General features: G+C 65.8%; 9 protein-coding genes and 1 pseudogene. 6 read left to right on the top strand and 4 right to left on the bottom strand.

Annotated features, from left to right (window positions below):
- Positions 1 to 14: 14 nt before the first annotated feature.
- Positions 15 to 332, bottom strand: coding sequence for a hypothetical protein (locus AC08OT_RS17420; RefSeq protein WP_476596240.1), 318 nt, complete (start codon positions 330 to 332; stop codon positions 15 to 17).
- A 97-nt stretch (positions 333 to 429) separates the two neighbouring features.
- Here AC08OT_RS17420 and AC08OT_RS17415 point away from each other — a divergent pair, with 97 nt between their 5' ends.
- From AC08OT_RS17415 to AC08OT_RS17405, 3 genes are all read left to right on the top strand, one after another.
- The gene (locus AC08OT_RS17415; protein WP_476594173.1) at positions 430 to 1,302 is read left to right on the top strand and encodes a hypothetical protein; all 873 of its coding nucleotides are present in this window, start codon (positions 430 to 432) and stop codon (positions 1,300 to 1,302) included.
- A gap of 103 nt (positions 1,303 to 1,405) precedes the next feature.
- Complete coding sequence (locus AC08OT_RS17410) at positions 1,406 to 1,849, top strand: GNAT family N-acetyltransferase (RefSeq protein WP_476594172.1); 444 nt, start codon at positions 1,406 to 1,408, stop codon at positions 1,847 to 1,849.
- A 399-nt stretch (positions 1,850 to 2,248) separates the two neighbouring features.
- Positions 2,249 to 2,821: a PASTA domain-containing protein gene (locus AC08OT_RS17405; protein WP_476594171.1), complete on the top strand. Its 573-nt coding sequence runs from the start codon at positions 2,249 to 2,251 to the stop codon at positions 2,819 to 2,821.
- Positions 2,822 to 3,120: 299 nt separating this feature from the next.
- Here AC08OT_RS17405 and AC08OT_RS17400 read toward each other — a convergent pair whose 3' ends face one another.
- The 3 genes from AC08OT_RS17400 to AC08OT_RS17390 are packed head-to-tail and all read right to left on the bottom strand — an operon-like array spanning position 3,121 to position 3,708.
- Positions 3,121 to 3,324: a hypothetical protein gene (locus tag AC08OT_RS17400; protein ID WP_476594170.1), complete on the bottom strand. Its 204-nt coding sequence runs from the start codon at positions 3,322 to 3,324 to the stop codon at positions 3,121 to 3,123.
- Positions 3,325 to 3,534 carry a hypothetical protein gene (locus AC08OT_RS17395; RefSeq protein ID WP_476594169.1) on the bottom strand — a complete coding sequence of 70 codons (210 nt, stop codon included), beginning with the start codon at positions 3,532 to 3,534 and terminating at the stop codon, positions 3,325 to 3,327.
- 3 nt (positions 3,535 to 3,537) lie between these two features.
- Positions 3,538 to 3,708 (bottom strand): hypothetical protein, encoded by a 171-nt coding sequence (locus AC08OT_RS17390; protein ID WP_476594168.1) that lies wholly within the window; start codon positions 3,706 to 3,708, stop codon positions 3,538 to 3,540.
- Positions 3,709 to 4,362: 654 nt separating this feature from the next.
- Here AC08OT_RS17390 and AC08OT_RS17385 point away from each other — a divergent pair.
- The 3 genes and pseudogenes from AC08OT_RS17385 to AC08OT_RS17375 all read left to right on the top strand — a co-directional run bounded on the left by AC08OT_RS17385 (position 4,363) and on the right by AC08OT_RS17375 (position 7,452).
- On the top strand, positions 4,363 to 6,273 hold the full coding sequence (locus tag AC08OT_RS17385; RefSeq protein WP_476596238.1) for an acyl-CoA dehydrogenase family protein: 1,911 nt from the start codon (positions 4,363 to 4,365) through the stop codon (positions 6,271 to 6,273).
- A 49-nt stretch (positions 6,274 to 6,322) separates the two neighbouring features.
- Positions 6,323 to 6,752, top strand: a pseudogene (locus tag AC08OT_RS17380) (ISAzo13-like element transposase-related protein); the annotation flags it as partial.
- Between the two features lie 358 nt (positions 6,753 to 7,110).
- On the top strand, positions 7,111 to 7,452 hold the full coding sequence (locus AC08OT_RS17375) for a hypothetical protein (protein ID WP_476594166.1): 342 nt from the start codon (positions 7,111 to 7,113) through the stop codon (positions 7,450 to 7,452).
- Positions 7,453 to 7,507: the final 55 nt, after the last annotated feature.

The following is a 7,507-nucleotide window of genomic DNA, read 5'->3' as shown; positions in this document are numbered from 1 at the left end:
TCCAGGACAGGCTCTCAGGGGCCGTTGACACGGCGAAGCGGAACGACCCGGTAGCCGACGATGTCGGGCAAGGTCTGGGCGTGCTCGTCGGCGAGCCGGGCCGTGGGCCAGCCGGTCAGGGTTTCGACCGGACGCCCATTGGCGTCGAGCACGGAGATCGAATAGTTCGCCGGTGTGTCCCGCACGGGAATCCAGTTCGCTCCGGGCCGGCGGGTCGGCAGGGCCCGGGAGGGGGAGGGTGCCCGCGAGCGGTGGGGCCCGCTCCTCCTCCCGGTATAGGTGGCCGCCTTCCACCCGCCCGGTGATCCGCAGGGAGAACCCGTCAGCGTCACGAATCCTCCCTGGCCTCCGGATGCCGGCCGGCACATCCGCCGGTAAGGACATGACACACTGCGCACCAGATCTGCTGCAGAATGCAGCCGTTTCTTCATGCATGCAGATGACGGCCATGACAGGGCATCGCTTGACAGGAGCGACAAGGCGATGGATCCTCAGAGACAAGCACGGTCACAGTTCGTGACGTATCTTCGAGGCTTGATCGCAGATCGACAGAACGATCACAGTAAGTTGCACCGGAAGACGGGGATCCCGCGCCAAGTAATCGGCGACGCGGCGAACGGCCACCAGCTACCGTCACCCAGAGTCGTCGCAGACCTCAACCGGGAGCTGAAGTCCGACGGCGAACTGATCCGCCTGTGGAAGGAAGCGAAGCTCGAAAAGACAGCAGAAGATCTTGAATACGCCCTGCCGGGACCCGCAGGGTCGACCCGGGAGGCCTTGACAATAGCCGATCATCCTTACCTGGCCGCGCGACTCGCCGCCTACGAAGTTCGAGGACTGGTCGCGCTCGGAGACGAAGCCGGCGCACGAAAAGCGCTCGCGCTCATGCATGACCACGTCGTGGCCAGTCCCCCGCTACCCGGAGCATCACCGTTCGGACCCGTCCACGCCGACCAGTCGACAGCGCGGACTCTCGCCCCTCTCCGGCATGGCGAGGCGGCCGAGGCGATGGCGCGCGCATCGGTCGACGCCTACCAACGAACCGGTGGTGGATTCGAAGACCTCGGGAACGCCATGCTCAACCTCTCCCTGGCGCTGCTACTTCGATCCAAACCCGAGCCGGAGGAGGCTACTCGGCACGCATCGGAAGTGGTCTCGATGTTGAACGCCATCCCGACCTACAGTGTCACAGCCAAGGCCGGAGATATCAGCAAGCATCTTGATCCGTTCGCTGAACTACCCCCAGTCAAAGATCTACGCGAGCAGCTCGGCGCCCGCCCACGGCTCGCCCTCACCCAGTGACCGCACCCGAGATCCCCATCGTTGTCACGGAACGGCTCATCCTTCGCGGCTGGTTCGACGCCGTCATCGACCCGTACGCGGCGATGACGCCGACCCCGAGACCATGCGCTATCTCGATGGTCCGTGCGGGCGGGAGGGGACAGTCCGACTGATCGAACGGGCCCGGGCGCTATGGGAGCGACGCGGACATGGTATGCGGGCCATGACCGACCGTTATACCAACGAGTTCATAGGCCGGGCAGGAACCTTCTACGCCGAGGGCTGGCTCGCCGTCGAGGTCGCTGTCTCTATCCGCCGGGACCGCTGGGGGCAGGGACTTGGCACAGAAGCGATCACAGCATCGCTCAACTTCGGCTTTGATCGGCTGGATGTCGACGAGCTGATCACTATCACATACCAGGAGAACGCGGGGATGAACGCGATCGCGCGCAAGCTTGGGATGACCTTCCGGGAGGTGGCTGACGTCGGCCCATGGAGGGCGAACAACGTCTATGCGATCAGCCGAGCCGAGTGGAACACCCGGCGTGGGGCAACCTCCAGAGCCTGAGCTGCCGGGTACCCATGCCGGAGCCCACGCGAAGGATACGGCGCGGCCGCGCCGGCCGGGCCATCCTGACGGCATGGACGAGGCGCCTGGCAGACCGTGGCCCAACCCGGTAATCGTGCTGCGCTGCAAGAAGCATCGGCGGCCACCGCCACGGTGGGGTGTCCGGCTCACGTTCCGGCCGGTGTCATCCTCCAGGGACTGCCCGGACTGTCGATCGGTGGGCCCGAAGGACTCGTAACGGACGGTTCCCGGATCCGAGAAACACGCAAGAGCCCATCCGCGGGATACCCGCCCAGCGCGTACCCCGCGATTCGGTCCAGTGATGCCTTCGATACCCTGTGCGCCGCGTTGTCGGGGGGTGACGCCCATTCCCCGATGCTGTCTCAACGGGGGTCGGTCATGTCGTACTACGACGATCAAAGGCACCACAGCTACCACGACGGCAGAAGCCAGGGCTACCAGCAGCCTCACCCGGGCGGAGATGGGCCGACCCGCGGCTACGGACCCCCGATGCCGCCACCGCGGCAGGGTCGCGACTGGAAGAAGATCGGCATTATCGGCGGTGTCGCTGTGGTCGCGCTTCTTATCGTCGCCGCGATCGCGAGCCCCAGCTCCACGACCGCCACCCCGACGGCCGCGACCACCGCCGTCCCGGCGGCGACGACAACGGCCATTACGGTCTCCGGCACGGAAGGGGGTATCCCTACCACTGCCGCGCCTGCCGCAACCCAGCCGACGGTCCCCGCGGTGAAGGCGGTCCCTAATGTTGTCGGCATGAACCTGCAAAGCGCGCAGGAGCTTCTTTTCCCGCCCTTGCGGTCGACTTCAATCGACGCGACTGGACGGGGACGCCTTCAGATCATCGACTCGCATTGGAAGGTGGTACGGCAGGAGCCGGCAGCGGGCACCGTGGTGCCGTACTTGACCGACATCAAGCTGTACGTGGTCAAAATCGACGGCTCACTGACTTAAGGCCGGTCGCACCGGTGGTACGCCCCTACTCACCGAGGAACGCTGACGCCCCGGTGTAGCCGGGGGAGGTGATCCCCCGGCGTCTTTCTGATGGCGCTATCAGGGCTTACACGTCGGTTCACACGGAGGAGTTCGTCGCCTGTTTCATCCATGTGATCTTGCATCCGGGTGATCACGAGTACGTGGCGTATGACCGGCGGCTTCCGCCCGAAGCCGTGGCGGAAGCGTTGCCGGAGCGCAGGTCATGGCGGTACCGATTGCCGGGTTCGCGGTAGGCTTGGGGCGGGCGCTGAACCAACTCAGGCATTGGTGCCTGGTGGGGGCGCCGTCAAACCGGTGGTGTTCGGGTGCCAGACCCTGACCAGATCGGCGGCGGGGCAGTGCTCGAAGTAGCCCTGATCGTCATTGACGAAGAACGAGTCCCCGATGCCGAGGTCGAGGACTCCCCAGCCGATGACCGGCTCGTGCCAGGTGATTCCGTCGGCGTGGGGGAACTCGCCCATCTAGCCACCGCCAGGGATGGCGGTAACGATGTGGTCGTCAACGTCGGACGGTATGTCTGGCCGATTCCGGCCGATCGCGGTGACTATCTCGTCGAGGATCTCGTTGGTCCACTTCGCCTGGACCAGGCCTGACTGCGCGATCCGGATCAGAAGGTTGCGCAATGTGTTCGGATAGAGCACGTTGGCGTCGTACACCACCGTGAAGGTCATCGCTCAGTACAGCCCTAGTTCCTGGGTCAGCTCGGTCAGGTTGTCGGCCTCGCGCCGCCGCGCCAGGTCGTCGCGGCTTCTGTACTTGTGGAGGTCGCGAAACTTGATCCGCCAGTGGGTGCCGATCAGATCGGGGTCCGGTCGCCCGGTCGCGCCGTCAACCTGGCCGGGCATCTCTGCCAGGCATCTCTGCCAGCTCCATCAACATTCACGGTTCCCAACTGCATCATCCGAAACAAACGCAACATCTGCAAGCCTTGTGCGCGGGCCGACATCGGCCGCGCCGCGCGGGCTGGACGTCGAGTGCCCGGGCAGCGCCGCGCCCGCCGCCCTGGACAGCCGTCCGGTCGTCCGGGCGAGACATTCGAGTAAACGGCTCGTTGATGTGCTCGGCGTGTACATGCCGTCCCGATCTACCCTCGTGGATGTCCTGCGGCAGCCCGGCACACTGGTGCTACTGTTCCGCGACCTCCGCCCCCGCAGTGAGAGGTCGCGTCGCGGACGCGGTGACTACCAACGTTCGCGAGTTCGGGTCCTCATGATCGCGCGGCGGTCGAATTTGGGGGAGCCAGTCACGGTCCAGGGACCGCAGACCGTGCTCAGGTCCCCCAAATTCGCCGGCAGGGGGCGATCAGATGGAAGTCGACATTGATCGGTGCGGAGATCGGTGCGGGGGCCGGTACGGACGCTAACGGCACGTGGACGATCGCGGCCTGAGTGTGCGTGCCAGCTCGTGCGGATGGGCGCGGTGCGGGTAAGGAGTACGGGTAGGTAGGGACTGCATACCGCTGACGGACGGGATACCGCTCACGGACGGGGAGGCGAGAGATGACGCAGGTGGGAGAACGGGAGGCGCGCAGGGTCGCCGAGGCGGCCCGGGAGGCCGAGTGGCGGCTTCCCTCGTTTGGCAAGGAGCTTTTCCTCGGTCATCTCCGGCTCGATCTGATCTCCCCGCACCCGCGGCCGAAGGAGGGCGACCGGCAGCGGGGGGAGGCGTTCCTGGCCCAGCTCGAGTCGTTCCTGCGGGAGACGGTGGACCCGTTGCAGATCGAGCGGGACGGGCGGCTACCTGGGCAGGTGATCGACGGGCTGCGGCGGATAGGCGCCCTCGGCATGAAGATCCCCGAGGAGTACGGCGGACTCGGGTTGACCACCGTTTACTACAACCGGGCGCTTGAACTGTCCAGCTCGTGGCATGCGAGCCTGCCCACGCTGCTCTCGGCGCACCAGTCGATCGGCGTGGCCGAGCCGGTCCTGGGGTTCGGTACCGAGGAGCAGAAGCGGACGTATCTACCGAAGGTGGCCCGCGAGGAGATCAGCGCGTTCCTGCTGACCGAGCCCGACGTGGGCAGCGACCCGGCCCGGATGAGCAGCCAGGCGGTGCCGGTCGAGGGCGGCGCCGCCTACGAGCTGAGCGGCCGCAAGCTGTGGACCACCAACGGTGTGATCGCCGATCGGCTGGTGGTCATGGCGGTCGTCCCGCGCTCGGCCGGTCGTCGCGGTGGCATCACGTGTTTCATCGTCGATGCCCACGCACCCGGCGTGAAGGTGGAGCACCGCAACGAGTTCATGGGTCTGCGCGGCATCGAGAACGGGGTGACCAGCTTCGAGCGGGTCCGGGTCCCGGCCGCGGACCGCCTCGGGCGGGAAGGCGAGGGGCTCAAGATTGCCCTGACGACGCTGAACACCGGCCGCCTCGCCCTGCCGGCGACCTGTGTGGGCGGCGCCAAGTACGCGCTGCGCATCGCCCGGGAATGGTCGCGGGACCGCGTCCAGTGGGGTCGGCCCATCGGCCAGCACGACGCCATCGCCCAGAAGATCGCGTTCATGGCCGCCACCACGTTCGGGCTGGAGGCGATGCTGGAACTGTCCGGCCTGATGGCCGATGAGGGACGCGGGGACATCCGGATCGAGGCTGCCCTGGCCAAGCTGTATGCCAGCGAGATGGCCTGGCTGATCGCCGACGAGCTGGTCCAGATCCGCGGCGGTCGTGGGTACGAGACCGCCCAGTCCCTGGCCAACCGGGGGGAACGACCGGTACCGGCCGAGCAGATGCTACGCGACCTGCGCATCAACCGGATCTTCGAAGGGTCCACCGAGATCATGCGGTTGCTCATCGCGCGGGAGGCCGTGGACACCCACCTCTCGGTGGCCGGTGACATCATTTCCCCGGACGCGTCGGTCGCGGCGAAGGCCCGCGGCGCCGGACGGGCGGCTGCCTTCTACGGCCGCTGGCTGCCCGGCCTCGCCGTCGGCAGCGGGACGTCGCCGCGATCGTTCCTCGAATTCGGTCGGCTCGGCACGCACCTGCGTTTCGTGGAGCGCTCGGCGCGCAAGCTCGCCCGGTCGACCTTCTACGGGATGGCTCGCTGGCAGGGCGGACTGGAGAAGAAGCAGGCGTTCCTCGGGCGTCTCGTCGACATCGGCGCCGAACTGTTCGCTATCAGCGCGGCGGTCGTGCGGGCCCGGATGCTCGATGAGGAGGGCGAGCCGACTGCGATCGACCTGGCCGACCTGTTCTGCCGGCAGGCGCGACGCCGGGTCGAGGCGTCCTTCGCGGCGCTGTGGCGCAACGACGACGCCCGCAACTACACGGCGGCGCAGGAGGTGCTCGCGGGCCGCTTCAGCTGGGCCGAGTCCGGCGTGATGGACCCGAGCGGCGAAGGGCCGTTCCTTGCCGCGGAGCGGCAGCAGGCGGTCCCGACTCGACCGGCCGTCGACCTGCTCGCCACGGGCTGACCACGCGCGCGCATCGTGTGATCATGCCGGCTGGTGTCAAGGCCTCCCGAAAAGTGAGCTGGCCGCCTTCGCTCACACGGCTGGTCTGGAGGTGACAGTCTGCCATTTTCCGCCAGGAACATCGAAATGGAACAATATCGAGCACCGACTGTTCTCCTGGATCAGCGTCAACTGGGGTGGGCGCCCGCTGACCAGCCACGACGTTGTCGTCAACACGATCGGCGCGACCACCACCCGCACCGGGCTGACCGCTCACGAGCTGGCTGCACCACCCCACACTCACCGGACTGGAAGGCCCTGCCTTCACCGCCCTGCTGGCCAGAGTCGAGCAGTACCTGCTCGATCACCCGCCGGTCAGCCTGCACCACAAACATGCCCGGTACCGCGTCCTGCGCTGCGGTCTCCTGTCGCTGTCTGACCGGCTGCTGGTCACCGTGATCCACACCAACCTGATCGACAAGGGCAACATCAAATTCTGAGGTTATTTTCCGGCAGATCCCTGGGGTCCCCTACCAAGCTGGCACGCTCGCAGACCCGCGGGTCCGGCCCCCGTCGCTGCGCGAGAAGCAGGCGTAAAACGAAGTTTCTATACGTCCTTGATAGGAAATGTCCATCCACCGTTCATTGGAACGTTGTTCCGTGCGGCTAGGTTCGTGAACGTGACGATCAGGCCCAGTGAGACCGGCGTGGCGAGCGTTGCTGACGCGCCACCGACCATGCTCGCATCGCTCAAACTCTGACCGCGGACGCTCTTGAGGAACACTTTTGAGGAACGCTGCTACTGATTCGCCCCACTCTATTTCGACTTCTTATTCACGCAGGAATACTGGAGTAGTCATGACGGCAAGACGGAAAAGACTTGCGACCGCACTTGCGGTACTCTGCGCCGCGGCGCTCGCCGCATGCTCGTCGAATGGGGGTACATCGTCCACATCCCCAGCATCTTCTACATCCGCGGCGGGTAAGTCGATTATCTATGTGGCGCCCGTCCGCAACGGCGCCTACATCTCTGTCGCCTGCGGGGCGCAGGAACAAGCTTCGCGGTACGGGATGAAATTCACCGCGCAATATTCTCCAGAATTCTCGGCCGCTGCGCAGACGCCGCTCCTCAACGCTGCTATTGCGGCGCATCCCGATGTCCTTGTTGTTTCGGCGGCGGACACAAAGGATTTGCATTGAAATAACTTGATTATTCTAAGTCGGATCTACGGGAAGTGAACATGTAGTTCCACTC

The organism is Frankia sp. CgJB1 (assembly GCF_977947065.1).
This window is presented reverse-complemented; position numbering and strand designations above follow the sequence as displayed.

Excerpts from the sequence above, each read along its gene's own strand:
- AC08OT_RS17415 (WP_476594173.1), top strand. The coding sequence starts at position 430 with ATGCATGCAGATGACGGCCATGACAGGGCATCGCTTGACAGGAGCGAC.
- AC08OT_RS17410 (WP_476594172.1), top strand. The coding sequence starts at position 1,406 with ATGCGCTATCTCGATGGTCCGTGCGGGCGGGAGGGGACAGTCCGACTG.
- AC08OT_RS17405 (WP_476594171.1), top strand. The coding sequence starts at position 2,249 with ATGTCGTACTACGACGATCAAAGGCACCACAGCTACCACGACGGCAGA.
- AC08OT_RS17400 (WP_476594170.1), bottom strand. The coding sequence starts at position 3,324 with ATGGGCGAGTTCCCCCACGCCGACGGAATCACCTGGCACGAGCCGGTC.
- AC08OT_RS17395 (WP_476594169.1), bottom strand. The coding sequence starts at position 3,534 with ATGACCTTCACGGTGGTGTACGACGCCAACGTGCTCTATCCGAACACA.
- AC08OT_RS17390 (WP_476594168.1), bottom strand. The coding sequence starts at position 3,708 with ATGCCCGGCCAGGTTGACGGCGCGACCGGGCGACCGGACCCCGATCTG.
- AC08OT_RS17385 (WP_476596238.1), top strand. The coding sequence starts at position 4,363 with ATGACGCAGGTGGGAGAACGGGAGGCGCGCAGGGTCGCCGAGGCGGCC.
- AC08OT_RS17375 (WP_476594166.1), top strand. The coding sequence starts at position 7,111 with ATGACGGCAAGACGGAAAAGACTTGCGACCGCACTTGCGGTACTCTGC.